Genomic DNA, 26,088 nt, shown 5'->3' with positions numbered 1-26,088 from the left:
CAGGCTGGCAGAACTTCCCTTACGGAGCCTGAATGTCCCGCGTTCCTCCGCCTCTCACTGAAATTCCCTGGAGACCGCCTGAACAGGCGCTTTCCGCCATGGAATCCGCTCCCTGGGCCGCATTTCTCGATAGTGGAGGTCCAGACACGAACGAACGTGCCCGCTGGTCCTTTCTGTGCCTGTCTCCTGCCGAGACCCTCGACTGGAACGCGGTAAGCCTCCGCAGAAACGACATGTCCGTAAAAGGCGATGTCTGGTCGCATATACGCGATATGGCCGCCGCCTCGAACCGCTGCCCCAGAGCAGAAAGCATCATCCCCTTTACCGGCGGGGTGATTGGTATGATGAGTTATGAAGCGGGCATGGCGCTTGAAAACGTTCCGTCCCGACATGTTTCTTCTGCGCCCAGACTGGTGGCTGCTTCTTTTAAGGATGTGTTGGCGTTCGACCGGCATGAAGAACGCTGCTGGTGGATCAGCCAGCAAGGAAACCCGCTCCCTGATCTGACCTCACCCGCAATACGACCTGCCAAACCCTTCCTGCATTTTCGGCCTGAACAGCCACGGGACACTTGGATGGACGCAGTTCGCAGAATCATCGCCTTCATCCGGGCCGGCGATATTTTTCAGGCCAATCTGACGATGCGCTGGATTGCGAACTGTGGTGACGATTTCAATGAACTGACTGCCTACCAGACACTGCGGCAGACCTCCCCGGCACCGTTCGGGGCCTATCTGAAAACGCCGAATTTTTCGCTGCTTAGTGCCTCTGTGGAACGATTCATTTCCCTTTCACGGAACAGGCTGATCGAAACGCGCCCCATCAAGGGCACCATTTCCCTGGGGCAGACGGCGGAAGAAACGGCCAGGAACAGCCGCCTCCTGGCTGCAGACGAAAAGGAGTGCGCCGAAAACCTGATGATTACGGATCTGATGCGGAACGACATTGGTCGCGTCTCGCAGATCGGCTCCGTGCGCGTTCCACAGTTATCGAAGGTTGAACGGTTCCCACATGTCCTGCATCTGGTCTCGGCCGTTCAGGGACAGCTTCGTCCCGAACTGGACGCTATTGATCTGCTTCAGGCCACGCTTCCGCCAGGTTCCGTCACGGGGGCTCCGAAAAAACGCGCTATGGAGATCATCGACCTTCTGGAAGCCTCTGCCCGTGGATCCTATTGCGGCAGCCTGTTCCGCATTGGCGAGGATGGGGCCATGGACAGCTCCGTCATCATCCGCAGCATGGCCCGGTCGGGCAACACCATTTCCGTCGGTGCAGGAGGCGGCATTACCGTGCTGTCCGATCCGATGCGGGAATATGCGGAAATGCTCCTGAAAGCCGCCCCGATCCTGAAGGCCTTTGAAGCATGAGCGCTACAGTCTGGCTCAATGGACGCCTTCTGGGCATTACAGATGCATATATTGCTCCGAATGACCGAGGATTTCTGCTCTCCGATGGTCTGTTTGAAACAATCCGCGTTGCGAACGGACAAACGCCTCATCTGACGCGACATCTCACACGGCTTGAGGAAGGATGCGCGATTCTTCGCCTGCCTGCGCCGGATCGAATGCTACTGACACAGGCCGTATCCGACCTGGTGCACGCCACGAATCTATCAGACGGATCGCTGCGCCTAACGGTCACACGGGGCACCGGGCCGCGTGGCCTTGTGCCCCCCGCTATGCCGAATCCGACAGTTCTCATTCAGGGCACGGCTTCCACAATGACTGTGTCGGCTCCGGTCCGGCTGGGTCTCAGTCGCTACCGGCGGGACGGAAATTCTCCACTGGCGCGTGTCAAATCACTTGCTTTCCTCCCCTCCATTATGAGTCGTATGGAAGCCAGCGCAGCAGGACTGGACGATGCGCTTCTTCTGGGAACGACGGGAGCTGTTGCCGAAGCCAGCGCTGCGAACATCCTGTTTCTGAGGGAAGGACGTCTGCACACGCCGCCCATCCATGACGGCGCGTTGCCGGGAACATCCCGGGCCCGGCTTCTGGAAGGCGGCTTCTGCACGGAATGTAGTCTTCTGCCTGAAGATCTCAAAACGGTCACAGGCGTGTGGCTGGTCAATGCATTATCGCTGACCGCCGTATCGGATATCGACGAGCATGGTCTGTCCCTGCACGAGGAACTGGACAGGCGACTAAGAGAGTTTCTGTTCTCTGCCTGAACCGGCCCTTATCGGCACAAAAAAGCCGCCTTCCCGATCGAAAGGCGGCTTTTCAGTGCTCCAATAGCAGGCCCTTATTTCAACGCCGCAATCGCCGTCATCTCAACACGCCATTCCGGCACGGCCAGCTTTGCCTCGACCGTAGCGCGTGCTGGCTTGCTCGCCGGATCGAGCCATGCGTCCCAGGCACGGTTCATCGCACCGATTTCTCCGATATCCGTCAGGAAGATCTGCACCGACAGGATCCTGCTTTTGTCTGTCCCCAGAGAGGCTAGCAGCGCATCAATCTGGCGCAGAACGTCGACCGTCTGCCCTTCCGTATCGAGACTGGCGTCATCCGTAACCTGACCTGCCAGATAGGCTAGCCCATTATGGACGACCACGCCCGCAAGGCGCTCTTCTTCGAGGTGACGGGAAATATCAGCATTCTTTCTCACGGGCGTGGACTTTCTGGCTGGATTTACTGAAGCAGGGTCGGGATCATCTCATGCTCGAGAATCGCATCGAGTGCACTTTCCTCGTCTTCCGCGACCGCCATGGGCGTCCCGTCGGCGGCATGGATGGCCACGACCAGCTCCCCGTCATGCATGACGGATTTGACGTAAGCGAGATGCGACATGCCCAGCGTCAGGAGCTGCGGCCCCGTGATGCGGCGCAGATCCGCAGGGAGTTTGTCGTCCGAACGATCACCGTTTTCGAAGGGATTGTTCAATTCAGGTTCCTTCTGAAGCCACAGCGGCTCATGCCGCCCGGCCTTTGGGTTCAATCTGTAGAAAGTGTGACCGGCAGAAGCACGTGCCGGATCTATTCGTCATCGATATCGCGAGCCGGCCGCGTCGTACGCCGCGCCTTCACGACAGGGGGCACTACTTCATGATGGACCGTTGGCCCGGGTGCCGGGCTGCGTCGCCCTTGCGAAATGGCAATTCGCTTGACGCGCACTTCCGGCTCCGGACGCAGGAGATCAATATGCAGTAGGCCATTATCAAGCCAGGCGCCGCCAATTTCGATCCCTTCGGCCAGCACGAATGCCTTATGGAACTGCCGCGCCGCAATCCCGCGATGCAGGAAGATGCGTCCCTGACTGTCATCCGCCTGACGGCCGCGAATCACAAGCTGGTTATCTTCCTGCGTGATCTGCAGATCGTCCATTACGAAGCCCGCGACAGCCAGCGTAATCCGCAGGGCCGTGGCGCTGAGCTGCTCGATATTATAGGGGGGATACCCGTCAGACGTCGATTTGGCAGCACGTTCGAGCATTTGCTCAAGGTGATCGAAACCGAGAAACATCGGGGATGTGAACAAGCGACCGGACATAGGGCTAAAGCCTCCTCCATGAGCGAGACATACACAGGGCCGGTCCCATACATGCGGCAACCGGCTGACCCTACGATATGGTGTCCATCCGCACAGATGCAAGCTCTACCCTTACAGAACGCAACGCAAAACCTGCACTCAGACCTGATCTTAGACTGGCATTTGGCGCCCGCGCTCGCTACATCGCAGGACATGAGCGAATTCGATTTCCTGTCCGGCATCGACGCGGTGCCGCCCACCCCGATCCTGATTGCCCCCCAGCCCGTGCTGCGGGAGGTCACCCGTGACGTGCGTCCCGAAGACATTGCCTTTATCCGCGAACAGCTTCCGGGCATGTTTTCCGCCATGTACAAGGCACCGGGCATCGGCCTCGCCGCCCCGCAGGTCGGTCTGGGCATGCGCTTCGCCCTGGTGGACGTGGCCGAGGAAGACGCACCGCGTGAGCCCATGCTGCTGATCAACCCGGAAATCATTTCTGATTCCGATCAGCTTGCCGCGCGTGAGGAAGGCTGTCTTTCCCTGCCGAACCAGTATGCCGAAGTCGTCCGCCCCGAATCGATCCGCGTGCGCTACCGCAACCTTGCGGGCGAGACGATCGAGCGCGATGCATCCGGCCTGCTTGCCACCTGCATCCAGCATGAGATGGACCATCTTGACGGCATCCTGTTCGTCGATCACCTCTCGACGCTCAAGCGCAACATGATCATGCGCCGCTTGGCCAAAGAGCAGAAACTCGGAAGGCGCTGATCCCCGATGCGGCTGATCTTCATGGGAACGCCGGACTTTTCAGTCCCGGCGCTGCATGCCTTGCTCGACGCCGGTCACGAGGTGGTCGCGGTCTACACGCAACCGCCCCGTCCGGCAGGACGTGGCAAAGCGCTTCGCCGCTCGCCGGTTCATGAAGCCGCCGAAGCTGCCAGAATCGAGGTACGCACGCCCGCACGCGTCCGCCGCGACGCAGCTGAACACGAAGCCTTCGCTGCCCTGAATGCCGACGCCGCCGTGGTCGCCGCCTATGGCCTCATCCTGCCGAAAGCAATGCTGAACGCCCCGCGTCTGGGCTGCCTGAACATCCATGCGAGCCTCCTGCCCCGCTGGCGTGGCGCATCACCCATCCAGTCCGCCATCATCGCTGGAGACACGCAGAGCGGCGTTTCCATAATGCAGATGGATGAAGGCCTCGACACCGGCGCGGTGCTGCTGGAAGAAGCCACCCCCATCAGCCCGACCGATACTGCCAGCACGCTGCATGATCGCCTGTCCGAAATCGGCGGCCGTCTGGTCGTACGTGCGCTAGCCGAACAGCCTACACCCATGCCGCAGCTCGAAGACGGCGTCACCTACGCCGAACGTCTGACCCGCGATCACGGACGTATCGACTGGACGCGCAGCGCCGCGGAGATCGACCGTCAGATCCGTGGTCTAACGCCGTGGCCCGGCGCGTTCACCACGCTCAACGATGTCGTCCTCAAGATCGGCGCAGCTACCCGGCTACCCGCCGAAAGCCATAGCGCTGCCCCCGGCACTACGCTTGATGACAGTCTCACCATCGCCTGCAGTACCGGTGCCCTACGTATCAATCGCCTGCAGAAACCCGGTCGTAGCATGATATCCACTTCCGACTTCCTGCGCGGTCAGCCCGTGCCGAAAGGCACCCGCCTTGTCTGATACGAAGGCTGCGGAGCCTCTCGCTGAGCCTACCGGTCTGAACCGCTGGGCCCTGCGCATCGAATATGACGGCACCGGCTATCTCGGCTGGCAAAAGCAGAACGACGGCACCTCCATTCAGGGCCTGATCGAAGCTGCCGCCTCGAAGCTGGTCCGCAATCGCCCCGTTCCCAGCATCACCGCTGGCCGCACGGATGCCGGCGTCCACGCGGCTGGCATGGTCATCCACCTTGATTTCCCGGATGACGCCCTGATCGACGCCCGGCAAATCCGCGACGGCATGGGCTATCATCTCAAGCCACACCGCGTCGTTGTGCTGCAAGCCGCGAAAGTCAGCCCAGAATGGAACGCGCGTTTCTCCGCCACATGGCGCAGCTACCGATACACCATCCTCAACCGCCCCGCCCGTCCGGGGTTAATGGAAAACCGCGTCTGGCATATCAAGCGCCCGCTGGACGTAGACCTCATGCAGCAGGCCGCAAACCATCTCCTCGGCCCGCATGACTTTACATCCTTTCGTGCCGTCGCCTGTCAGGCCCGAAGCCCCATCCGCACGCTGGACGTCCTGAACGTCCACCGTGATGCCGAACTGGTCATGATCGACACGAAGGCGCGCTCCTTCCTGCATCATCAGGTCCGCAACATGGCCGGCACCCTGATGATGATCGGCTCACGTCAGTGGCCAGTCGAAAAGATTATTGAAATTCTGGAAGCAAAAGACCGCTGCGCGGCCGGGCAGACAGCTCCTCCCGAGGGACTCTGCCTGATGGATGTCGGCTATCCCGACGATCCTTTCAACCGCTCCTAGGACGACAGCCCGAGCAGATCGACAACCGCGTTGTAATGCGGCGGCAGCAGCCACAAGATCCAGAGCAACCCTCCTACCGGCAGGGTTTGCAGGACGGTCATTACAAAAGCCTGCCAGCTGGTCGTCACAAGCCCGACCTTCGTCACATACCAAGTCAGCCACAGTGTATAGAGTTGCGCCCCGAAAGCGAGACCGCCCAGCGCCTGGCTGGAGGCCTCAGTGCCCGGAATCATGAGATGCAACACACCCTGCGCCATGATCAGCATGGCCAGTGGCAGCCACCCGCACCAAAGCGATGCCGTTGCATAACGCGTCCATAGACCCTTGCGCTTCAGGACGTCCGCATAAAGCTCCGACACAACAAGCTGCAACAGTGTGCAGACCAGCGGCACCACAGCCCGCACCAGCCCCATGATCCTTTCGGCAGGTGAGAGCATAAACGCCATCCACACACCGATGACCGCCAGCGCAACCGTCGGCGCCAGAGCTGCGAACAGGGCTCCCGCTCCTGGTGCAAAACAGTTGATCCCTTCGGACCGCCCCCGCCCCAAAAGCCATACGCCCAGCGGAATGGCCATATTTCCGGTGGGAGGGAGCGGCCCCGGGCGTCCCGAAGTCACAGCCCGTATCCTTCCATGAACGCGAGATAAATCCGTGTCAGATCCTCCAGCGTCCCAAGCTCCACGTTCTCGTCACGCTTGTGCATGGTCGCACCGACAAGCCCGAACTCGGCCACCTCGCAGTATTGCGAAATAAACCGAGCATCCGACGTCCCGCCGCCGGTATCGAGCCGGGGCGTCCGTCCCGTGACACTGCGTACAGCCTCGGACAGACACGTCACCGCATCGCCCGGTTGTGTCAGGAAGGCCTCGCCACTGATAGACACCTGCACGTCAGCCCGGGGCGCATGACGCTGCACCACGTCCTCGATCCATTCTGTCAGAGCAGCCCCGGTGTGTAGATCATTGAACCGGATATTCAGCCGGCCGACAGCACTTCCAGGAATAATATTGGTTGCCCCGTTCCCGACATCGATGCTCGTGACCTGAAGGGACGATGGATCAAACCACTCGCTCCCCGTATCCAGTTCTCGCGCCGTCAGTTCGGAAAACGCTGCCAGAAGGCGATGGACCGGATTATCCGCCAGATGCGGATAGGCCACATGCCCCTGCATTCCATGGACGGTCACGACAGCATTCATGCTGCCCCGACGGCCGATCTTGATGACATCCCCCAGTGCCTGGGGATTCGTAGGCTCACCCAGAACGCAGAAATCAGGCAGTTCACCCCGCTCTGCCAGCCATTCAATGACCGGCTTCGTCCCGAAATGCGCCGGACCTTCTTCGTCTCCCGTAATCAGCAGTGAGACGGAACCCTTCAGTGCCCCCAGCGCCAAACGGCGAGCAACAGCCGCCACGAAACAGGCCACCCCGCCCTTCATGTCCGCAATCCCGCGTCCATAAAGCCGGTCACCCTCTATAACTGCTGCAAAAGGATCATGCGCCCAGCCCTCGCCCGGCGGCACGACATCTGTATGCCCCGCAAAGCAAAGCGCGGGATGCTTTTTCCCCAACCGTGCATAAAGATTGGGTGTCGGCGCGTCAGCAGGCCCGAACGGGAGATGAAACGTCTCAAATCCCATCCCTTCCAGCACACCAGCCAGAAGCGCCTGAGCCCCTCCGTCGGCGGGCGTGACCGACTGGCAACGTAACAGATCCCGGGCCAGCGCCACAGGATCCGTTGGAAAGGTTGACCCCGTCACGGGATCAGTCGCGCAGAAGATCGTTGATGGAGGTCTTGGAGCGGGTCCGCTCGTCCACGCGCTTGACTATTACCGCACAGGCCAGCGACGGCATACCCGGCTCCTTCGGCGGGAGCGTGCCCGGCACAACGACGGAATAGGCAGGGACGCGGCCCATGAAAACTTCGCCCGTCGCACGGTCTACGATCTTGGTGGAGGCGCCAAGGAATACGCCCATCGACAGAACGGAACCCTTCTCAACGATCACGCCCTCGGCCACTTCCGAACGCGCCCCGATGAAGCAGTCATCTTCAATGATGACCGGGGCAGCCTGCAGCGGTTCCAGAACGCCACCAATGCCCGCACCGCCGCTGATATGGCAGTTCTTGCCGATCTGGGCGCAGGAGCCAACCGTCGCCCAGGTATCGATCATTGTGCCGCTATCGACGCGCGCGCCAACATTCACGAAGCTCGGCATCAGCACCACATTCGGCGCAATAAACGCAGAGCGACGTACGATCGCACCCGGAACCGCACGGAAACCGGCCTCGGCAAAACGGAACTGGTCCCAGCCATCGAACTTCAGCGGAACCTTGTCAAAGGCCGGCTCACCACCACAACCGCGCTCCATGACCCTGCTGTCATTCAGACGGAACGACAGCAGGACCGCCTTCTTCAGCCATTCATGAACAGTCCAGCCATCTGCAAACGGCTCAGCGACACGCAGCGTTCCGGCATCCAGAGCAGACAGGACTTTCTCCACGACATCGCGGTCTTCGCCTTCCGTACGGGCGCTGAGCGTCGCACGACGCTCCCACAGAGCTTCAATGGCGGTACGAAGGGGTGCATTCGGCATCAGGTCGGTCCGGTAAAAAAGAAGCAAAAATCCGCCGGACCATGCGGTTCCAGGGGTTTCATGTCAACGGATCTTTACTCCTGACGGCCCTTCTGCCTATGCCCCAGCATTGTTAATGACTTTTTAACTAATCGCGCTTATGAAAACCAGAAACTCTCAATGACTGGCCCGACCGAGAGTTTTCTGCGGGATATGTCACCCTTGCCTGATCTGCATTCCTTACTCTCCCAGTTCATGAGTAATTCGTCCCCGGACAGGATCCCGCAGGACCTGAGAAACATGCTGGCGTCGACTCTCGAAAGCCGTGAACGCTGGCGCTCCCTGCTTTATCAAGCGGTGGATCTGGTCTTCGAGACTGATAACCGGGGTCGGATCATCCTGATTTCCCCCGAAACATGGCTTGGACAGCCCACGACGCCCCTGATCGGCCAGCCATTCAGCGCGCTGTGCGACACCGTGGACATCCTTCAGCCCCATACCGGCACACCCGCCCAGATCACGAACCCGCAGGGCGAGCCCCTGACCGTCATCCTCTCCTCATGCCCTTTCCAGGACACCGAAGGCCGGGCCACCGGAATACGCGGCACTCTCAAGGCGGTCTCACAGACGCTGCCCGGAACATCCACCGTCATTACGACGGCCCCGGTCGAAAGCATTTCTGCTCCCCAGCCCGATACCACTCCTGTCACAGGTAGCCCCGCCACCACCACCGGGATCGCGATTCTCGCTACCATCACTACCGCACTTCGCAGGGCCATCGTTCCCAGACTGGCTTCTGCCGCCGCGATAGATGCCCTGCTCATCCCCCTTCTCGCAGAAGGCGCATTGCTGGATACTTCGGCGCCGAAAACCTTTCTTTTCAAATCGTCCGCCCTGCCTGAGGACATCCAGTCCGCCCTATCGACGCCAGCGCCCCCAGCGGGCACGGAGTTGTTCAGAAGCGGCAACAGCCATGTCATGATCTGCCGCGAAAACATCCGCAGCCTCAGACAGCTCTGCCTCGTCCTCTGGCGCTCCGAGCCCTGGTCTACGCAGGACCAGCAGCTCTGCGAGACGGCCTGCTCCCTGCTGGCCGGATTCTGGGAACTGGACAGCATCCACCGCCGGATCCTGACAGATTCCGACTACGACATCGCGTCGAACCTTCTGAACTGGAACGGCCTGAAATCGGAAATCGAGCGCCGCAGCCGCCGGCTGGATCAGGAGGCGATGGCCGCAACCCTAATCATCGCCCGCGTGCCCGGCCTGACAGAGCTTTCAAAGACCCAGGGCTTCGAGGCTGGCGAGGAAGCGCTGCGTCAGTGCGTGGCTCTTCTGCGAAAAGCAATTCGTCCGACAGATGCCATCGGCCGGATCAGCAACAACACATTCGGACTCTGGATGGATGGCGGGGACCGCTTCGCCGCAGCCGAACGGGCCGAGCGCATGACGGCCCATGGCATTCCCATCCTGATCGACCCGCCGGTCCACCTGCCGCTTCAGCTAGGACTTGTCTCCCGCGAAGCCAATGCCGAAGAAACCCCCGAGAGCCTGCTCGAACGTGGCATGCAGGCCCTTCAGGAAGGGGTGGCCGAAAATAGAAAATGGCGCTTCTCACACGAAGCGCCATAATCCCGGTCCAGTCCTGCTACCAGTTGGTTACGCCTTGATAAGCGTCCCCGGTCCGGCCCGTGTGAACAGCTCCAGAAGGCAGCTATGCGGCACGCGCCCGTCCAGAATGACTGCAGCTTTCGCCCCCTTGCGGACTGCCTCGAGGCAGGTCTCGACCTTGGGGATCATGCCGCCCGAAATCGACCCGTCCGCAATCCGGCGCATGGCCTCTTCCGCGCTCAGCTCTTCGATGAGCTTGCCGTTCTCGTCCAGAACGCCCGGAACATCCGTCAGCATCAGCAGACGCGAAGCATGCACCGCACCGGCAATCGCGCCAGCTGCAGTGTCAGCGTTGATGTTGTAGGTCTCCCCATCCTCGCCGACACCCACAGGGGCGATCACGGGGATCAGGCCCGCGCCGAGCAGCGCATACAGCACCCGCGGATCGATTTTTTCCGGCTGTCCGACAAATCCCAGATCAATGACCTTCTCGATCTCACTGTCCGGATCGCGCTTGGTGCGCGTCAGACGACGTGCCTGGATCAGCCCGCCATCCTTGCCGGAAATGCCGACAGCCAGTGCTCCGGCCCGGTTGATCAACTGCGCCACCTGCTTGTTGACGCTGCCGGACAGAACCATCTCGATCACATCGACCATGGACTTGTCGGTCACACGCAGCCCGTCGATGAACTCCGAACGGATCTTCAGCCGGTCCAGCATGGCGCTGATCTGCGGCCCACCGCCATGCACCACAATCGGATTGATTCCGACCAACTTGAGCAGGGAAATGTCATAGCCAAAGGCATGCGCCAGCTTGCCCTCGCCCATGGCATGACCACCATATTTAACGACAATCGTGTCACCGGCATAGCGCCGCAGGAACGGCAGTGCGCTAGACAGGATGGCAGCCTGCTGCTGCGCTTCCTCCGCATTCACGACAGGTGCCACATCCGGCAGCTTGTCGCTGTGCGTCCGGCTGTTGTTTTCAATGGGGGTCTTACTGGTCATGATCCGGACTATCCTTCCCCTGACGCTTGGAGTGGCACGGCAAAACGGGCAATTTCAGCCCGCAGATCCTCGATTCCGAAACCGGTCTCGCTGCTGGTGGCAATGATGCGCGGATAGGCTGCGGCATGCTTGAGCGCAAGCGCCTCGACTTCCGCAATTTTCGCCGCCAGCGCTTTCGGCTTCACCTGATCGCATTTGGTCAGCACGATCTGGAACACCACGGCGGCCCGGTCCAGCAACTCCATGACATCCTTGTCCGATGCCTTAAGCTCGATCCGCGCATCCAGAAGCAGGATGACCCGCTCCAGCGTTGTCCGACCACGAAGATAGGCGAACATCATGTCCTGCCAGTCTTCCTTGACCGACTTCGCCGCCTTGGCAAACCCGTAACCCGGCATGTCCACGAGAGACAGCCGGTCAGCCAGATTGAAGAAGTTGAGCTGCTTGGTCCGGCCCGGTTCGGACGAGGCCCGTGCCAGCGCACGACGCCCCGTAAGCGCATTGATGATGCTCGACTTGCCGACATTGGACCGACCGGCAAATGCTACTTCGGGACGGCCGACGGGCGGAAGCTGGTCAATCTTCTGCGAGCCGAAGAAGAACTCACATTCCCCCGCGAACAGAAGCCGCCCATCCTCGATCTGGGCCTCGGTCGGAGGCCCCGGAATTTCTTTCATCATGCCTTTGCCGGGCCTCAGGTCCGCGAGACCGGAACGGGCAGACCCGTCCGGCGCTGGATGAACATCTGTTGCGCAACCGTCAGCAGGTTGTTCCAAGTGTAATAGACCAGAAGACTGGCCGGGAAGCCGGACATAAAAAACACATAGACCAGCGGCATGAACTGCATCATCCGTGCCTGTGCCGGATCAAGGCTCGCCGTCGAGCTGGTCTGGCGCTGCAGCAGCCAGAACGTCAAGCCAAGCGCCGTGCCCCAGATGCTGACATGCAGGAACGACGAGTAATGCGTCGGATCAAACGGCAGCAGCCCGAACAGATTGAACACGTTCGTCGGGTCCGGCATCGACAAATCATGGATCCAGCCAAAGAACGGCGCATGGCGCGCATCAATGCTGATGTTCAGGATTTTGTATAGGCAAAAGAAGATCGGCGCCTGGATCAGCATCGGCAGACAGCCGCTCGCAGGGCTCACCTTCTCTTCACGATACAGCGCCATGACCTTCTGGTTCATGGCCATCGGATCGTCCTTGTTCTTCTCCCGGATCTCTTTGACCTTGGGCGCCAGTAGACGCATCCGCGCCGAGGACTGGGCAGCCTTGGAGGCCAGCGGGAATAGAACGATCTTGACAATCAGCGTCAGCGCCATCAGCGCCAGACCGAAATTACCCAGATGCAGATACAGCCAGTGCAGCAGCGTCAGCAGCGGACGGGTCAGGAAGCTGAACCAGCCGAAGTCGATCGCCTTGTCCAGATCCGGAATGCCGAGCTGTTTGCTATAGCCCTGAAGCAGGCTGACAACCTTCGCACCTGCAAAGACATGGCTCTTCTCGGTGATGGAACCGTTCGGCATGATCTGCTGGGCGTTCTGGGTGGACATACCCACCTGATATGACCCCGGCGTTCCCGGCACGTAAGCAAAGCTTGCCGCAACCGGCGTGCCGTCAGCAGGGGCCACGGCCGTCAGCCAGAACTTATCGCTGATGCCATCCCAGCCATTCGTACCCGTGGACGACCAGGACACGTGATCCGGATGGTCAGCCCCCTTGCGCAGGCTCTTGTAGCTCTCATCCTGCATCCGGCCACCGATAACGGCGATCGGCCCCTCATGCGCCGTGAAAGCCCCTTCAGGTGCATCATAGTCACGCTGCACGCGCTCGAACGGTACCAGAGCCACCGGCTGACCCGAATGGTTCTCGACCGTCTGGCTCACGGCGAACATGTAGTGCTCGTCCAGTGCGATCTGGATGGAGAACACCAACCCCTGCCCGTTATCCCAGTGCAGCGTCACCGGATGGTCCGGCGTCAGCATCTCGTCGGAGCTCTCCCAGACCGTGTTCAGATCCGGCAGGCGGGCATTGGAGCCCGGAGCATTCGTCCAGCCGATCACGACGAACGTGGGATGCGCACTCCCCGCCTTGTCCAGCAGCCGCACCAGCGGGCTGTCCTTGGCCAGGGTCTCACGATATTTCGTAAGGATCAGATCATCCAGCACCGCACCCTTGAGGTTAAGGGAGCCCTGCACGTCCGGCCCCGTCACCGGAATGCGCCGCGCAGTCGCCTGCGTTTCAGCAGCAGCCTCGGCAGGTGGCGCAGCCGTGGTCGGCGCGCTGTTCTGAACCTGTGCTGCAGGCGCATGTGTGACGGAATGGGGATCGTCCTGATGGGGCTTCGGCATAAAATAGTCGAAACCGATCAGGATAAGGGCCGAGAGAAGTGTGGCCGCAATAATGCGTTTGGTGTCCATCGGGCGGATGCCGGTCTTTCGTCTCACTGAATAGGGCTTGCGCCTCAAGTGGCCGAAAACCGCATTCAAAACAATAGGCGGAGGGCTTTTTTAATGCTGGTGTGGCTTTGGAGGCAGGTCCACACCCCCTTCTGACCAAGGATGACAGCACCCGATCCTGCGCAGTGCAAGCCATCCCCCACGTACAGGCCCATGCTCACGGATGACCGTCAGCGCATAGGTGCTGCATGTCGGATCGAACCGGCAGTTCCTGCCAATGAACGGGCTGATGAAGAGCTTGTAGGCGTCGATGAGCGACAGCATCAGGGCCGTAACGGCTTTCCTGATCACGGACGCGATCATTTCGCCCGGTACCGGCCTTTGCCGGACGGCCCGCGGGGGCTTTCCCGGAAATTAACGTCCAGCCCCTTGCGAAGAGCCTGACGCAGATCATCCTTGAGAAGGGAAAAATCGCGCTCCCGGGTCTTGTCCCGTCCGATGAGGACGAAATCGCCGGAAGGCAGACCGTCTTCCCGCGCAACGAGGCGCAGGGCCTCGCGGAGGCGACGGCGGGTGCGGTTACGGATGACAGAATTACCGACTTTTTTCGTGACCGTGAAACCGACGCGGGTTTCGGTCGCTGTGTCATCCGGCAGGATCTGCACGACCATACCGGGAGTGGCGACCTTGCGCCCCTTCCCGGCCACACGCAGAAACTGCGGCCGTTTTTTCAAACGGCGCGGAGTGTGGCCTGTTGTATGGATCGTACCGATCGGGTCAAACTCAGGCAGAGAGCTTCTTGCGACCCTTGGAGCGACGGTTGGCCAGTACGCGGCGGCCACCGACGGTTTCGCTACGCGTACGGAAACCGTGACGACGCTTGCGAACCAGCTTGGAGGGTTGATACGTGCGCTTCATGACGTTGATCCTTAAAAACCAGGCGGACGCCTCAACTGCTGGACATCCGCGTCGATCGGGCGCACGAAACGCCCGGTGATTGAGACCCGGGCTTGTAAGCACGCAGGCCCCTCATGTCAATGCCAGACCTACAGGAACTTCAACCTATGCCCGAGTCCAGCAATACTCTCCCCGCCAGCAACTCCCCCCAGGACGTCGCGACCTTCCGCCACGACATGCGCAACGCGCTCGCCCCTGCCCTGCTCTGTGCCGACATTCTCGGCACGCACAAGGACAAGGCAGTCCAGCAGAACGCAAAGACGATCGTCGATGCGTTGGAAAATGCCCTGAAGCTGCTGAAAAACTTTACGTCTTCTCGATAAGCTCGATCTTGTAGCCGTCGGGATCCTCGACGAACGCAATGATGATCGTTCCGAATTTCAACGGCCCGGCCTCACGCGTCACCTTGCCGCCTCCGCTGCGGACCGTCTCCACAAGAGCAGCCACATCCGGCACGCCAATCGCGAAATGCCCGAAACCGGTGCCGACCTCATAGTCGGTTTCCTGGTCCCAGTTATAGGTCAGTTCAATCTCGGCCTGTCCGTGTTCGTTGTCATCGAATCCGATGAAAACAAGCGTATAACGCCCTTCACGCACTTCCTTGCGACGAAGTTCCTTCATCCCGAGCAGCTTGTAAAACGCCAGACTCCGGTCGATATCCCGGATTCTCACCATCGTATGCAGAAACGTGCTCATCACTTATCCTTCAGATCTTCCGGCGTCAGTCCATATAAAAACAGCCCGTAACGATCCGCTAGCTTTACGCAGCCAGCGGGGTCCGTCATGAGGGTCACTCCGGGCTGAAACGCAACGCCCCGCAGTCCGTTCCGGGCGGCATTTTCCAGCGTCTCCGGCCCGATCGTCGGCATGTCTGCCCGAAGGTCCTGCCCTGTCTTCGGCATCTTCACCAAAACGCCCCCACTTCCCGCCTGCATGAGGCGCCCACAGCGTCCCAGCATGGCATCCGTCCCCTCCAGAGCCTCCACAGCCAGCACAAGACCGTTCTGAACAACGCAACCCTGACCAATATCCAGAGCTGCCATTACCTTCAGGACCTCGACACCACGAGTAATATCCTGTTTAGCTTGAATATCAGGAAGTACGCGTCCGAGGGTTCCGGAGCGGCCGGTGGCATGTTCGAGGAATTCGTGGGCGCCCCGCACATGGAAGCCCTCCTCACCGAGAACACGAACGACTGCTCCGAGCAGTCCATCATCCCCCGAGAAAATAGCGCGGCCCAGTCTGGCCAAGATACGCGCTCCTTCGGCATCGGGACGCAGGTCACGCCAGGCGGGACGACGCACCGGCCCGATCAGAACCAGTTCGCGACAGTTGTTCCGTTTGAGAGCACCAAGAATGTCACCGGCGGCGGCAAGACGGATGATTTCATGCGGGTAAGGTTCGAGAAGTACACGATCGGCAAAATCTCGAAACCCGATAATGAAAACCTTGCGCCCCTTGGCGATGGCTGCGGCGGCGACCTGCGCGGGAAGCGGCCCCGAGCCTGCCAGAATACCGATACAACCACGATCCCCCACGATCAGGCGCCTTCGGTTTCGAACTGCCCTTCCTGACGCGCAACGCGGGTCAGGCCTCGACGACTGGGAGCTTCCATGAAGTCCAGCATCTCGGCAATGCGGGGGAGATGCCCATATTCCTGCCGGACTTCGGCAATCCGGGTTTCCAAGACAGACTCTGTCGCACCATGACGCGGATAAAGCGTCCGGAAAGCGCGCCGCATGGCCCGCATTTCCTCTGGACCTACGCCAGAACGCTTCAGGCCGATCCAGTTCAATCCAACTAGACGGGCGCGATTTCCCAGAACGCTTCCATAAGGAATGACGTCCATTTCCACACCGCAGACACCGCCAACAACGGCGCCACGGCCGATTCGAACGAACTGGTGCAACGCGGCAGATCCCATGATCTTGGCGTCATCGTCGATCTCGACATGGCCACCCATGACGACATTGTTGACGATGATAACACGGTCACCGAGGACGCAGTCATGGGCGACATGTGAATTGGCCATGATCAGGCAGTTCGCACCGATCCGCGTCAGGGCATGCCCCTGCGCGGTGCCACGGTGAATCGTCACATTTTCACGAATAACAGTATTGGCACCGACCTCGCACAGCGTCGGCTCGCCAGCATATTTGAGGTCTTGTGGGGCCAGGCCGATTGTCACGAAAGGATAGATTTCCACGCCTTCACGCAAGGTCGTGTAGCCATCCACGAGAACGGACGCATGCAGACAGACCCCGTCGCCGATCGTGACATTGGGACCGACTTGACACCAGGGGCCAATGCGCACGTTTTCCCCGATGCGCGCGCGTGGATCGACGATGGCGGTCGCATGAATTTCAGCTGTCTCGGGGCGATTTCCTGCCATCTGCATCAGGGTCAACCCATGATCATCGCACTGAAGGTCGCTTCGGCAACGGCAACGTCGTCAACGCGGGCTACACCCTTGAACTTCCAGACGTTGGCGCGAGAGCGCTCCTTATCGACATGAATCCGGAGTTGATCACCAGGACCGACCGGGCGGCGGAATTTCGCATTTTCGATCGTCATGAAATAGACCAGCTTACCTTCAAACGCCTTACCCAACGTCATGACCACTAGCGTCGCTGCCGTCTGAGCCATAGCCTCGACGATCAGCACGCCCGGCATGACGGGATGAGACGGAAAATGTCCCTGAAAGAACGGCTCGTTAACCGTCACATTCTTGATGCCGATGGCGGACTGCCCGGCGTGGATCTCGACCATCTTATCGATCAGCAGAAACGGATAGCGATGCGGGATCGACTGCATGATCTTTAGGATGTCGATGCTCTGCGGAACCTGATGGCTGTCAGCAGCGGCGTCTGTCGCGGGAGTCATCTGTTCGGCTGGAGCGTCCACTCGGTCCATCGTTTCACCATGCCCTTCAAGCGGTGTTAGTCTGTCAATCTCTGCCCTGTGGCAGCACGAATGGCTTCCCTTAGCAAACCTGCGGGGGAGTTACCATCCGCGCCGCAAGACTGCTAGTCCCCGCTTTTACGAGAAAGTTTTCGCAAGGTCGCAACATTACGAAAAAATTCACGGAACGGCATCGCGGGGCTGCCGATGACATCGGCGCCAGCCTCTACATCCGACATAACGCCACACTGAGCGCCGATCCGGGCCTTCGCGCCGATCTTAATATGTCCGATCAGGCCAGCCTGTGCAGCAATGGTGACAAAATCACCCAATTCCGTAGAGCCGGAAATTCCGGCCTGCGAGACGATGATGCAACAGCGTCCCAGACGGGCATTATGGCCGATCTGCACGAGATTATCGATCCGGGTTCCGGCTCCGATCAGGGTGTCACGCATGGAACCACGATCGATGGTGGAGTTCGCCCCCACTTCTACGCCGTCTTCCAACACAACAAGCCCAAGTTGCGGGACCGTTTCGAAACCTTCGGGGCCGACGGCGAACCCGAAACCATCCTGCCCGATACGCACACCAGGATAGAGCGTGACGCGATCACCGATCCGGGCATGAGAGATGGCGACATGAGCGCCGATCCGGCAACGCGCCCCGATCTCAACACTCTGGCCTATACTGGCATGGCTTGCGACAATGCTGTCACGACCAATACGGACACCACTACCAATCACGGCAAAAGGACCGATCTCAACGTTTTCGCCAATTTCGGCATCTTCCGCGATCCAGGCACTCGGATGGCGGACACCCGTGGACGCGGAGGCCGGGTGGAACAGCGTGGCAACACGTGCCCAAGCCAGATAAGGCACCTTGCAGGCCAACCCCGCCGTATCAGGCGGCAGCTTGTCGGTGAAGGCCGGGGAGAGAATAACCGCTCCGGCCTTCGTTTCCGCCAGAAGTGGCAGGTAGCGGCGATTGTCGAGGAAGCTGATTTCATCCGGCCCTGCAACATGGAGGGGCGCAACACCACGAAACTCGGACTGCCCCTTCCCTGATGAAGCCGGAATGATGTCGCTACCCGAGACCTCTGCTAGCCGTTCCAAACCGAAAGGTCCGGAACGCTGAAAGAAACGGCTGTCGCCCGGTCGGCTGTCACTTGCTGTCATGTCAGACACGGCCCGTCGCCTCAGTGATGCTGACGCAGAACGGACTCGCTCGGAGCGGACGCCGCAGCTTGTTGAGGCCCAAGAGGCTGCTGACCCTGGGCCTGCCGCTGTTCGTCAGCCGTAGTGGGCATCTTACCGGAACGGGCGAGCTGCTCGGGGTCCACACCATCATCGGGAATGAAGACATGTGGCAGCGTCTTGTTGAGCTGCGTGCCGACTTCCTCGGTGATGTCCTGACCGCCAACGTGAAGCACAACCTGCTCCGCATGCAGGATCAGATTCATGTTATGGGCAGCAGCGACAGCGGCGATAATGCCGTTTGGCTCTTCCAACTCACGCTCGATCTGGTGCATGGCAACCTGTGCCGCTTCCTGGATGATACGAGCCTGATTGCCGAAATCGTGCTGATCCTTGGCACGGCGTTCCTGCAGGTGACGCTCACGCAGCTGGATCTGGTCGGACGTCAGACTGCGAGCTTGGGCCTGAAGCTTCTGCTGCTCGCCACGCCAGGCAGCCTCCTCACGCTGAACGGCCTGCGCGAGACGGTCACGGCGGGCACCCAGAACCTGCTGAATTTCCTGCCAAGCGCTGGAAATCTGCATAACGGCCTGGACATTAATCACGCCAATGACGGCAGCCGGCGGAGGAGAGGCCTTTGCGATGCTCGGAGGAGCCGGGATCGGCGGCAGCGGAAGGACCGGCGGAGCCTGCTGCTGTTCGGCCGGTGCAGAGTCTTCTTCTTCATCTGGCGTAGCTTCCGGAACACGGCGCTGAATGGGCCGCGGCGGAGGGGCGTCAGGATGAGCAGCCTTGGGAACAAACCAGCCACCATTGCCGCCGGCGGCCTGAGCCTGAGCGACCGGAGCAGAGACGAGAATCGTCGCTGCCAGAAGCGCGCCGGCCGAAACCGTGCGCATCAGGGAATTGAGGGTCATGACCACCTCTCGGCAAGGGGTTGAGAAACAGGACGACAAGGCCTCGAACAGTTCAGAACTGCTGACCAAAACCAAAACGCAGCGGATAGAGACGGTCACCATGTTCCTTACGGATCGGCACGGCACCATCGATGTTAACCAAGCCGAACGGGCTCTTCCAGGACACACCGAGACCACCAGAGACACGTGGGATCAGGTTGTCACCAGTGATCGGGGTATAGTTGTCCCCATCATTCGTACGGTTCGTATAAAGATGCTTAACGCGCACGCCCGCAAGGCTGCCTGCGTCAATGAATCCACGGCCCGAAACCCCAAGATCGTCCCCCATGGGCAGCGGGAAGTTGAGCTGTGCGGAAGCTGTATACATAAAACGGCCACCGAGCAGATCTTCCTGACCTTGGGCCGGGATATAGACACCGTTGATCTTGAGATGGCCTGAACGCGGACCGACACCACCCTGAAGGAAGCCTCGCAGGTTTTCACCACCAAGATAGAAGTTATCGATAATGTTGCGGTTTCCGCTCGAACTCCAGTCACCCATGTAGCCGACGCCACCCTTGAACTGGAAGGTCCAGTCATGGTTTCCTGTCAGGTCATCGAGCGGCAGATAATAAGCACCATCCGCCTTCACACGAGCATATTTCGAGTTACCGCCCAGACCTGCGAAATCGCCACCGACTTTGAACATGTACCCCGAATGCGGCTTCATGCGGCGATCACGACGATCATACGTCACGGACGTACTGATCTGCGAGAGAAGCGACCAGCCGGCCGACTGCTGAACGTAGATCGACGGAACGTACTGGATCAGACTCGGATCTTCAGCAACGGCAGCGGCGTCGTAGAAATTGCCGACCTGACGGTCAACGAGCGTATAGTTCCAGGACTGGGATAGGTATCGGTTATAGGCATACCCCAGACGCAAGCTCATGCCGTACTGGGATTCCTTATAGCTCTGATACGTCTGGTAATTGTTCTGGATGAAGTAGAAATCCGCACCGGCCACAAGGTTACGGTTCAAGAAGTACGGATCGGTGACGGAGATGTCAGCCTGCTTTTCATAGTAGGCGACCGTCCCCGAAATACCGGCATCCACACCCGTTCCGAGCAGGTTGTGCTGCTTGATCGAGGCGTTACCAAGAATACCAACGTCCGTCGAGTAACCGCCGCCAAGGGAAAACTCACCGGTCGGCTTTTCGACTACGTTTGCGGAAACGTTCACACGGTCGGGTGCAGAACCCTGCGTTTGATCGACGGAGACCGAACTGAAATAACCAAGATCCTGGAGACCAAGCTTGGAATACTTGCGGTCGAACGGAGTGTACGGGTCCCCTTCGGCCATCGGAAGGTTCCGTCGGATCACGTCATCATGGGTGATGGTGTTACCGTTGATGTCGATACGCTCGACATAGACATGCGGACCTTCCGTGACGTCGAACAGCAGGTCAACGATGTGCTTTTCCGGATTTCGGGCGATCTCTGAACGAACCATCGCAAAGGGATGGCCTGATGCCTGGAGCCATTCCTGCATATTCTTCGTGTTATTCTGAATCGCCGTGCCGTCATAGATCTGATGCGGAAACAGCTCGATATGCGGGCGCAGCATCTCGGGCGTCACGTGTCTCACGCTGGAACGCACATCCATCTTGCCCAGACGGTAGCGGTCGCCCTCATGAATGGTGAAGGTGATGTAGAACGACTTGTGGTCGGGAGCCAGCTCTCCTGTGGCATCCACCATGTGGAAATCGACGAAGCCGTTGTGCAGGTAAAAACGACGCAGCAGCTCTGCATCGTACTTCACGCGCTCGGGGTTGTATTCATCCGAAGACGAGAAAAAGCGGTACCAGATCGTCTCCTTGGACGAGATGACCTGTGCGAGGCGTGCTTCGCTGAAGGCATGATTTCCAACGAAAACGATCTTCTTGATGAGCGTCTGCTGCGCTTCGTTGATGTTAAAGATTACGTCGACACGGTTATGGGAAAGCTTGACGATCTGCGGCGTGACGGTCGCACCGAAGCGGGCCTTGGAGGCATACTGGTTCAGTATCTTCTGGCGATCGGCGGCAGTCGTCTGAGCAGAAAACACGGCGCGAGGACGCAGGCTGATTTCCTTACGGAGGTCCTCGTCCTTCAGCGCGTGATTCCCCTCGAACACGATACGGTTGACGATCGGGTTCTCGACCAAGTCCACCAGAAGCGTGTTGCCGTCACGATGCAACGTCACGTCCTTGAACAGACCCGTGGCATAAAGTGTCTTCAGCGAGCGGTCGAGGTCATCCTGATTGAACGTGTCACCAGGCTGGGCGACCATATAGGATAGCACCGTACTCGTCTCGATGCGGGTGTTTCCCTTTACCGAGATGGCCTGGATGATGTTTCCACCGGGGACTGATGCCGGGGCCTGATGACGAACGGAACGCGCCTGAGCCGTTCCGAGGACAACGGGCAGCAGACAGGCTGATGCGAAAAGCACCAGACGCTTGTTCGAAGACCGGGAACCTCTTGACCGTGATCCTGACAAACCGGCTTTCCTTGTAACATATTTTTTGCAGGCGACTGACACGTTACGCCATTTGCGGAGGTATCCGATAACCCCTGTCCCGCGCAAGATGCCCTGACGTGTTCAACTGTATCACAAGTCTTTTCAGAATATTTAGCTTACCGCGTGAAAAAGCCAGTGAAACAGTCCGATGTTGGATAGATCGTTTAACGTTGAGAATAGGAAAAGAGCGCCGATCAGAGCCATTCCGACCTGCATACTCACCTCCTGCACCCTGCGTGAAACCGGGCGGCCGCGGATAGCCTCGCAGACATAAAACACAAGACGCCCCCCATCGAGCACGGGAATTGGGAAAAGATTAATCAGCCCAAGATTGATCGAAAGCAGCGCCATGAAGGAAATGATGCTGGGCAGACCGTAACTGGCGACCTGACCTGAGAGCTGCGCGATGCGAATCGTCCCTCCCAGTTCCTTCGCACTCCGCTGCCCGCTGAGGATCTGCCAGACACCCTGAAGCGTCATGACCGATTTGTCCCAGGTCTCCTGCATCCCCATGATGAAGGCCGAAGGCAAGGAAACGGGACGTCCCCTCGAGACGGCAAATGCCACGCCGAGACTCCCCATGTCGTGGCCACCGTTCTTCAGGGTGTCGAGCGTAACCGGAAGACTGAGGTCTTCCGTGCCACGATGGATGCCCAGAACCGTATGCTGACCGGGATGGGATGCGACAGTCGCCATGACATCCTCGGCACCGAGAATATGCGTATTGCCGATCCGGGTAATCACATCACCAGGCCTTACGCCCGCACGGTCCGCAGGACTTCCGGCTGTGACCTGCGAGATATCCCCGCGGATCTCAGGCTTGCCCACCACCGCGAACAGCACCGTGAAGGCCAGGATCGCGAAGATGAAATTGAAGACCGGCCCCATGAGGATGACGATGGCCCGGGATCCTACGGGCTTGTCATGGAAAGTCCGGCCCGGAATCCAGGCAGCTTTCTGTTCGTCAGTTGCATCCTCCGGACCTTCAAAGCCGTGCGGCTTGACGAACCCGCCCAGGGGAATGGCACTGATACGCCATTCCGTGCCTGAACGATCGTACCAGCGATGCAGGGCAGGCCCGAAGCCGATGGAAAAGGTATCGACCTTCACACCACGCCATCGTGCCGCGAGGTAATGCCCGAGTTCATGGATGAAGACGAGGACCCCCAGAATCAGGACATAGGCCAGAATGGTCCGCAGAAGATCATGCATTCAGGGCGTTCTCGCTCACGTCATTTCGCAGTCCCCCACTCTGCCTCAGGATATAGGCTTCGGCGAGGGCCCTGCCCCGCGCGTCCCAGTGCAGCACGTCATCGAGGGTATTGAGTTCCGGATTTTCATCCATGGCCTGCAGCGCAGCGTCGATTGTCTCACCGATACCGAGGAAGCCGATGCGTCTGTTTAAGAAAGCATCAACGGCAACTTCGTTCGCAGCGGAGAAAACGGCTGGTGCCGCACCACCGGCTCGGAGAACCTGACGGGCAAGACACAAGGGAGTGAAGCGCACTTCATCCGGCGCCTCGAACTCCAGACGCCCGTAGGCGGCAAGATCAAGACGCTCGCAGGGTGTCACCATGCGCTTCGGCCAGGCGAGTGTGTGGGCGATGGGAATACGCATATCAGCAGAGCCCATCTGGGAAACGAGGCTGCCGTCGCGGAACTGCACCAGTCCGTGCACAACCGACTGGGGATGAACCAGAACATCGATCCGGTCTTCGGTCAGGCCAAAAAGACGGGCTGCCTCGATGACTTCCAAACCTTTGTTCGCCATGGAGGCGGAATCGATCGTGATCTTCGCCCCCATCGTCCAAGTCGGATGCTTCAGAGCCTTTTCTGGCGTGGCGGCACGCATTTCCTCAATCGAGGATTTGCGAAACGGTCCGCCCGAAGCCGTCAGAATGATCTTCTCGACGCTGTCCATGTCACAGGCGCCCAGAGACTGGGCGATAGCATTGTGTTCCGAATCGACTGGTAGCAGCGTCGCACCCGCTTCAGCAACGGCGCGCAGCATGACATCACCGGCGCAAACCAACGCTTCCTTATTCGCAAGCGCCACGGCATGACCGTTGCGGGTAGCCGCGAGCGTAGGTTCGAGGCCCGCAGCACCCGTAATGGCTGCCATGGTCCAGTCGGCTTCCATAGCGCCAGCCTCAATGACGGCCTGACGACCAGCCGCGGTCCGGATGCCCGTCCCAGCGAGGCAAGATTTCAGCTCTTCGTGACGGCTCTCGTCATGAATGACGGCGACTTCGGCGTTCAGACGACGCGCCTGCTCGGCCAGCAGCGCGGCGTTGCAGCCGCCGACCAGAGCCCGCACCTCGATCTCATCAGGAATCCGGGCAAGAAGATCGACCGTCGAAGTTCCGATACTGCCAGTGCTGCCGAGCACCGTAATGCGGCGGCGTGTTTGGCCCGCAGAACCGTCAGTCATGAGAAGAACTCCCCTGAAGAATGGGTGGATGTACAGAACCGCCTGTCAGATCTGCAGGCAGGATGGACCAGAAAGGCTGCGCGGCAACCGCGAGCGAAAGCAGTGCCGCGGCAGGCGCTGCCGCGAGAAGACCGTCAAAGCGGTCCAGAAGACCGCCATGTCCAGGGATCAGACGACCTGAATCCTTGACGCCGAGACGACGCTTGGCGGCGCTTTCCAGAAGGTCTCCGCTCTGGGAAAATACGCTAAGGATAGCGCCACATAGCAGACCACCGAGTTGGGTGCCCGGCACAGTCAGCCAAGCGACCAGGCCACCGGCAAGCGCCGAACCAACGAGGCCACCGATTGCGCCAGAGCGTGTCTTGCCCGGTGAAATCGAAGGCGCCAGCTTGGGGCCGCCGAAAATACGACCGGCCAGATAGGCAAAACTGTCGCTCGCGACCACGACGGAGATGACGAACAGAACTGACGCCATACCAAGCGGCAGGTGTCTCAGCCACAGGAGCGACAGCCCCCCGATGATGGCAACAACGACGGGAACGCTGGCCGGAAAGCCGAAAATCAGGGTTGGCCAGATCATCCAGAAAGCTGCGCTCCACTCCCCTTTCAGCGCCGCGAAACCGGCGATGACGGGCCAGGCCAACAGAAGGCAGCCGCGCCATGTCTTGAGGGGCTGGCGGATGAGGGTTTCGCCTTCCCAGGCCAGACCAAACATCGCCAGCAGGATCAGAGCATCATAGACCGGACCACCCTGCCAGATGCAGAAGGCCGCAATCGGGATCAGGACCGCAGCGGACAGCAGGCGCAGGCGCAGGTCAGACCATCTAGAAGAGGCACTCATGCGGGGCGGCCGCCAAACCTGCGCTGACGGCTCGCAAAGCGAGAGAGAGCTTCGAGAAACTCGACTTCGCCAAAATCGGGCCAGAGCACATCCATAAAAACCAGCTCGGCATAGGCGCTCTGCCAGAGCAGAAAATTAGACAGACGACACTCGCCACTGGTGCGAATGACCAGATCGGGATCGGGCATGTCGGAGGTCTGGAGCGCATCGTCGAGCATGGCTTCGCTGATGCTCTCGGCCGCGATTTTACCGGCAACGGCATCTTCAGCCAGCCGGCGGGCAGCCTGCACGATATCTGCACGGCCACCATAAGACAACGCGAGCGTGAGGGTCAGGGTCGTGTTGTGGAGCGTCAGGGATTCGGCGCGGCGCAGTTCTTCGCGCAGGGAACCCTCGAAACGCTCGGGCTCACCGATGATCCGCAGGCGCACACCCTGGGTATGAAGCTCGTTGATCTTATGACGCAGATAGAAGCGCAGCAGGGACGTCAGATCCCCAACTTCCTCTGCGGAGCGGCGCCAGTTTTCCGACGAAAACGCATAGAGCGTCAGGTATCGTACGCCCTGCCGGATGGCCGTGCGAACGCATTGCTGTACGGATTCCGCACCCTGACGGTGCCCTGCGGCCACAGGGAGTTTGCGTGCGCGTGCCCAGCGGCCGTTCCCGTCCATAATCATGGCAATATGGACGGGAACGACGCTCACGCCGCCCCCGGATGAAGAGGAGACGATGCGGTCGTGACGGGGA

General features: G+C 59.8%; 30 protein-coding genes. 7 read left to right on the top strand and 23 right to left on the bottom strand.

Annotated elements, in window-relative coordinates:
- The first annotated feature begins 32 nt into the window (after positions 1 to 32).
- Together GSP01_RS01580 and GSP01_RS01575 are read left to right on the top strand one after the other, a co-directional pair.
- Positions 33 to 1,367: an anthranilate synthase component I family protein gene (locus GSP01_RS01580; protein ID WP_141349926.1), complete on the top strand. Its 1,335-nt coding sequence runs from the start codon at positions 33 to 35 to the stop codon at positions 1,365 to 1,367.
- Entirely contained in the window at positions 1,364 to 2,170 is an 807-nt protein-coding gene (locus GSP01_RS01575; RefSeq protein ID WP_141349924.1) for an aminotransferase class IV, read from the top strand. Before GSP01_RS01580 ends, GSP01_RS01575 begins: the two co-directional genes overlap by 4 nt.
- Before the next feature lie 74 nt (positions 2,171 to 2,244).
- Here the strand turns inward: GSP01_RS01575 and GSP01_RS01570 are convergent, their stop codons facing one another.
- From GSP01_RS01570 to GSP01_RS01560, 3 genes are all read right to left on the bottom strand, one after another.
- Entirely contained in the window at positions 2,245 to 2,607 is a 363-nt protein-coding gene (locus GSP01_RS01570; RefSeq protein WP_141349922.1) for a RidA family protein, read from the bottom strand.
- A gap of 23 nt (positions 2,608 to 2,630) precedes the next feature.
- Positions 2,631 to 2,882: a DUF1150 family protein gene (locus tag GSP01_RS01565; RefSeq protein WP_011253358.1), complete on the bottom strand. Its 252-nt coding sequence runs from the start codon at positions 2,880 to 2,882 to the stop codon at positions 2,631 to 2,633.
- A gap of 92 nt (positions 2,883 to 2,974) precedes the next feature.
- Positions 2,975 to 3,487 (bottom strand): Hsp20 family protein, encoded by a 513-nt coding sequence (locus GSP01_RS01560; RefSeq protein ID WP_141349920.1) that lies wholly within the window; start codon positions 3,485 to 3,487, stop codon positions 2,975 to 2,977.
- A gap of 192 nt (positions 3,488 to 3,679) precedes the next feature.
- On the opposite strand from GSP01_RS01560, the gene def reads away from it, so the two are divergent.
- The 3 genes from def to truA are packed head-to-tail and all read left to right on the top strand — an operon-like array spanning position 3,680 to position 5,963.
- Positions 3,680 to 4,234, top strand: a complete 555-nt coding sequence (gene def / locus GSP01_RS01555; protein ID WP_141349918.1) for a peptide deformylase — start codon at positions 3,680 to 3,682, stop codon at positions 4,232 to 4,234.
- Between the two features lie 6 nt (positions 4,235 to 4,240).
- Positions 4,241 to 5,155: a methionyl-tRNA formyltransferase gene (gene fmt, locus GSP01_RS01550; RefSeq protein WP_141349916.1), complete on the top strand. Its 915-nt coding sequence runs from the start codon at positions 4,241 to 4,243 to the stop codon at positions 5,153 to 5,155.
- Positions 5,148 to 5,963 (top strand): tRNA pseudouridine(38-40) synthase TruA, encoded by an 816-nt coding sequence (gene truA / locus GSP01_RS01545; protein ID WP_141349914.1) that lies wholly within the window; start codon positions 5,148 to 5,150, stop codon positions 5,961 to 5,963. Before fmt ends, truA begins: the two co-directional genes overlap by 8 nt.
- Here truA and GSP01_RS01540 read toward each other — a convergent pair.
- Genes GSP01_RS01540 through dapD form a run of 3 tightly spaced genes read right to left on the bottom strand, consistent with a single transcriptional unit; the run spans position 5,960 to position 8,560 of the window.
- Entirely contained in the window at positions 5,960 to 6,583 is a 624-nt protein-coding gene (locus GSP01_RS01540; protein ID WP_141349912.1) for a hypothetical protein, read from the bottom strand. The two genes, truA and GSP01_RS01540, sit on opposite strands and share 4 nt — an antisense overlap.
- Complete coding sequence (dapE, locus tag GSP01_RS01535) at positions 6,580 to 7,725, bottom strand: succinyl-diaminopimelate desuccinylase (RefSeq protein WP_141349910.1); 1,146 nt, start codon at positions 7,723 to 7,725, stop codon at positions 6,580 to 6,582. The genes GSP01_RS01540 and dapE overlap by 4 nt, the downstream gene beginning before the upstream one ends.
- 4 nt (positions 7,726 to 7,729) lie before the next feature.
- On the bottom strand, positions 7,730 to 8,560 hold the full coding sequence (gene dapD, locus GSP01_RS01530) for a 2,3,4,5-tetrahydropyridine-2,6-dicarboxylate N-succinyltransferase (protein WP_141349908.1): 831 nt from the start codon (positions 8,558 to 8,560) through the stop codon (positions 7,730 to 7,732).
- A gap of 279 nt (positions 8,561 to 8,839) precedes the next feature.
- Between dapD and GSP01_RS01525 the strand changes: the two genes are divergently transcribed.
- Positions 8,840 to 10,171 (top strand): sensor domain-containing diguanylate cyclase, encoded by a 1,332-nt coding sequence (locus GSP01_RS01525; RefSeq protein ID WP_228123657.1) that lies wholly within the window; start codon positions 8,840 to 8,842, stop codon positions 10,169 to 10,171.
- A gap of 27 nt (positions 10,172 to 10,198) precedes the next feature.
- Here the strand turns inward: GSP01_RS01525 and argB are convergent, their stop codons facing one another.
- From argB to rpmH, 6 genes are all read right to left on the bottom strand, one after another.
- On the bottom strand, positions 10,199 to 11,158 hold the full coding sequence (argB, locus tag GSP01_RS01520) for an acetylglutamate kinase (protein WP_041112086.1): 960 nt from the start codon (positions 11,156 to 11,158) through the stop codon (positions 10,199 to 10,201).
- 8 nt (positions 11,159 to 11,166) lie between these two features.
- Entirely contained in the window at positions 11,167 to 11,835 is a 669-nt protein-coding gene (gene yihA, locus GSP01_RS01515) for a ribosome biogenesis GTP-binding protein YihA/YsxC (RefSeq protein ID WP_141350179.1), read from the bottom strand.
- A 17-nt stretch (positions 11,836 to 11,852) separates the two neighbouring features.
- Entirely contained in the window at positions 11,853 to 13,580 is a 1,728-nt protein-coding gene (yidC, locus tag GSP01_RS01510) for a membrane protein insertase YidC (protein WP_141350176.1), read from the bottom strand.
- A 90-nt stretch (positions 13,581 to 13,670) separates the two neighbouring features.
- Positions 13,671 to 13,910 carry a membrane protein insertion efficiency factor YidD gene (yidD, locus tag GSP01_RS01505; RefSeq protein ID WP_237468764.1) on the bottom strand — a complete coding sequence of 80 codons (240 nt, stop codon included), beginning with the start codon at positions 13,908 to 13,910 and terminating at the stop codon, positions 13,671 to 13,673.
- An 8-nt stretch (positions 13,911 to 13,918) separates the two neighbouring features.
- Positions 13,919 to 14,293, bottom strand: a complete 375-nt coding sequence (gene rnpA, locus GSP01_RS01500) for a ribonuclease P protein component (RefSeq protein WP_141349904.1) — start codon at positions 14,291 to 14,293, stop codon at positions 13,919 to 13,921.
- 49 nt (positions 14,294 to 14,342) lie between these two features.
- Positions 14,343 to 14,477 (bottom strand): 50S ribosomal protein L34, encoded by a 135-nt coding sequence (gene rpmH, locus GSP01_RS01495; protein ID WP_011253345.1) that lies wholly within the window; start codon positions 14,475 to 14,477, stop codon positions 14,343 to 14,345.
- A 146-nt stretch (positions 14,478 to 14,623) separates the two neighbouring features.
- On the opposite strand from rpmH, the gene GSP01_RS01490 reads away from it, so the two are divergent.
- Positions 14,624 to 14,839, top strand: coding sequence for a hypothetical protein (locus GSP01_RS01490; protein ID WP_226986562.1), 216 nt, complete (start codon positions 14,624 to 14,626; stop codon positions 14,837 to 14,839).
- Here the strand turns inward: GSP01_RS01490 and gloA are convergent.
- The 11 genes from gloA to uppS form a co-directional block, all read right to left on the bottom strand.
- A complete protein-coding gene (gene gloA, locus GSP01_RS01485) occupies positions 14,823 to 15,212 on the bottom strand; it encodes a lactoylglutathione lyase (protein ID WP_141349902.1) in 390 nt (129 codons plus the stop codon). The two genes, GSP01_RS01490 and gloA, sit on opposite strands and share 17 nt — an antisense overlap.
- Positions 15,212 to 16,054: an LpxI family protein gene (locus GSP01_RS01480; protein ID WP_141349900.1), complete on the bottom strand. Its 843-nt coding sequence runs from the start codon at positions 16,052 to 16,054 to the stop codon at positions 15,212 to 15,214. The genes gloA and GSP01_RS01480 overlap by 1 nt, the downstream gene beginning before the upstream one ends.
- A gap of 2 nt (positions 16,055 to 16,056) precedes the next feature.
- On the bottom strand, positions 16,057 to 16,914 hold the full coding sequence (gene lpxA / locus GSP01_RS01475) for an acyl-ACP--UDP-N-acetylglucosamine O-acyltransferase (RefSeq protein ID WP_141350173.1): 858 nt from the start codon (positions 16,912 to 16,914) through the stop codon (positions 16,057 to 16,059).
- A gap of 5 nt (positions 16,915 to 16,919) precedes the next feature.
- The gene (fabZ, locus tag GSP01_RS01470; RefSeq protein ID WP_011253341.1) at positions 16,920 to 17,429 is read right to left on the bottom strand and encodes a 3-hydroxyacyl-ACP dehydratase FabZ; all 510 of its coding nucleotides are present in this window, start codon (positions 17,427 to 17,429) and stop codon (positions 16,920 to 16,922) included.
- Between the two features lie 113 nt (positions 17,430 to 17,542).
- Positions 17,543 to 18,592, bottom strand: coding sequence for a UDP-3-O-(3-hydroxymyristoyl)glucosamine N-acyltransferase (lpxD, locus tag GSP01_RS01465; RefSeq protein ID WP_141350171.1), 1,050 nt, complete (start codon positions 18,590 to 18,592; stop codon positions 17,543 to 17,545).
- 20 nt (positions 18,593 to 18,612) lie between these two features.
- Positions 18,613 to 19,527 carry an OmpH family outer membrane protein gene (locus tag GSP01_RS01460; RefSeq protein WP_174787510.1) on the bottom strand — a complete coding sequence of 305 codons (915 nt, stop codon included), beginning with the start codon at positions 19,525 to 19,527 and terminating at the stop codon, positions 18,613 to 18,615.
- Positions 19,528 to 19,579: 52 nt separating this feature from the next.
- Positions 19,580 to 22,048 (bottom strand): outer membrane protein assembly factor BamA, encoded by a 2,469-nt coding sequence (bamA, locus tag GSP01_RS01455; protein ID WP_141349898.1) that lies wholly within the window; start codon positions 22,046 to 22,048, stop codon positions 19,580 to 19,582.
- 132 nt (positions 22,049 to 22,180) lie between these two features.
- Positions 22,181 to 23,281, bottom strand: a complete 1,101-nt coding sequence (rseP, locus tag GSP01_RS01450) for an RIP metalloprotease RseP (protein ID WP_141349896.1) — start codon at positions 23,279 to 23,281, stop codon at positions 22,181 to 22,183.
- The gene (gene dxr / locus GSP01_RS01445) at positions 23,274 to 24,500 is read right to left on the bottom strand and encodes a 1-deoxy-D-xylulose-5-phosphate reductoisomerase (protein WP_141349893.1); all 1,227 of its coding nucleotides are present in this window, start codon (positions 24,498 to 24,500) and stop codon (positions 23,274 to 23,276) included. The genes rseP and dxr overlap by 8 nt, the downstream gene beginning before the upstream one ends.
- The gene (locus tag GSP01_RS01440; RefSeq protein ID WP_141349891.1) at positions 24,493 to 25,341 is read right to left on the bottom strand and encodes a phosphatidate cytidylyltransferase; all 849 of its coding nucleotides are present in this window, start codon (positions 25,339 to 25,341) and stop codon (positions 24,493 to 24,495) included. The genes dxr and GSP01_RS01440 overlap by 8 nt, the downstream gene beginning before the upstream one ends.
- The gene (gene uppS / locus GSP01_RS01435; RefSeq protein ID WP_237469079.1) at positions 25,338 to 26,018 is read right to left on the bottom strand and encodes a polyprenyl diphosphate synthase; all 681 of its coding nucleotides are present in this window, start codon (positions 26,016 to 26,018) and stop codon (positions 25,338 to 25,340) included. Before uppS ends, GSP01_RS01440 begins: the two co-directional genes overlap by 4 nt.
- Positions 26,019 to 26,088 lie beyond the last annotated feature (70 nt).

The organism is Gluconobacter sphaericus NBRC 12467 (assembly GCF_006539125.1).
Classification (GTDB): domain Bacteria; phylum Pseudomonadota; class Alphaproteobacteria; order Acetobacterales; family Acetobacteraceae; genus Gluconobacter; species Gluconobacter sphaericus.
The sequence above is the reverse complement of the archived record's forward strand: the minus strand, read 5'-3'. Positions and strand labels throughout refer to the sequence as shown.

Bases quoted from the DNA above. Each gene is read 5' to 3' on its own strand.
- lpxD (WP_141350171.1), bottom strand. From the start codon at position 18,592: ATGACAGCAAGTGACAGCCGACCGGGCGACAGCCGTTTCTTTCAGCGT.
- GSP01_RS01580 (WP_141349926.1), top strand. From the start codon at position 33: ATGTCCCGCGTTCCTCCGCCTCTCACTGAAATTCCCTGGAGACCGCCT.
- def (WP_141349918.1), top strand. From the start codon at position 3,680: ATGAGCGAATTCGATTTCCTGTCCGGCATCGACGCGGTGCCGCCCACC.
- dapD (WP_141349908.1), bottom strand. From the start codon at position 8,560: ATGCCGAATGCACCCCTTCGTACCGCCATTGAAGCTCTGTGGGAGCGT.
- rpmH (WP_011253345.1), bottom strand. From the start codon at position 14,477: ATGAAGCGCACGTATCAACCCTCCAAGCTGGTTCGCAAGCGTCGTCAC.
- GSP01_RS01560 (WP_141349920.1), bottom strand. From the start codon at position 3,487: ATGTCCGGTCGCTTGTTCACATCCCCGATGTTTCTCGGTTTCGATCAC.
- GSP01_RS01575 (WP_141349924.1), top strand. From the start codon at position 1,364: ATGAGCGCTACAGTCTGGCTCAATGGACGCCTTCTGGGCATTACAGAT.
- GSP01_RS01525 (WP_228123657.1), top strand. From the start codon at position 8,840: ATGCTGGCGTCGACTCTCGAAAGCCGTGAACGCTGGCGCTCCCTGCTT.
- gloA (WP_141349902.1), bottom strand. From the start codon at position 15,212: ATGAGCACGTTTCTGCATACGATGGTGAGAATCCGGGATATCGACCGG.
- rseP (WP_141349896.1), bottom strand. From the start codon at position 23,281: ATGCATGATCTTCTGCGGACCATTCTGGCCTATGTCCTGATTCTGGGG.
- uppS (WP_237469079.1), bottom strand. From the start codon at position 26,018: ATGATTATGGACGGGAACGGCCGCTGGGCACGCGCACGCAAACTCCCT.
- GSP01_RS01490 (WP_226986562.1), top strand. From the start codon at position 14,624: ATGCCCGAGTCCAGCAATACTCTCCCCGCCAGCAACTCCCCCCAGGAC.
- yihA (WP_141350179.1), bottom strand. From the start codon at position 11,835: ATGAAAGAAATTCCGGGGCCTCCGACCGAGGCCCAGATCGAGGATGGG.
- dxr (WP_141349893.1), bottom strand. From the start codon at position 24,500: ATGACTGACGGTTCTGCGGGCCAAACACGCCGCCGCATTACGGTGCTC.
- argB (WP_041112086.1), bottom strand. From the start codon at position 11,158: ATGACCAGTAAGACCCCCATTGAAAACAACAGCCGGACGCACAGCGAC.
- fabZ (WP_011253341.1), bottom strand. From the start codon at position 17,429: ATGGACCGAGTGGACGCTCCAGCCGAACAGATGACTCCCGCGACAGAC.
- GSP01_RS01440 (WP_141349891.1), bottom strand. From the start codon at position 25,341: ATGAGTGCCTCTTCTAGATGGTCTGACCTGCGCCTGCGCCTGCTGTCC.
- yidC (WP_141350176.1), bottom strand. From the start codon at position 13,580: ATGGACACCAAACGCATTATTGCGGCCACACTTCTCTCGGCCCTTATC.
- fmt (WP_141349916.1), top strand. From the start codon at position 4,241: ATGCGGCTGATCTTCATGGGAACGCCGGACTTTTCAGTCCCGGCGCTG.
- lpxA (WP_141350173.1), bottom strand. From the start codon at position 16,914: ATGCAGATGGCAGGAAATCGCCCCGAGACAGCTGAAATTCATGCGACC.
- GSP01_RS01460 (WP_174787510.1), bottom strand. From the start codon at position 19,527: ATGACCCTCAATTCCCTGATGCGCACGGTTTCGGCCGGCGCGCTTCTG.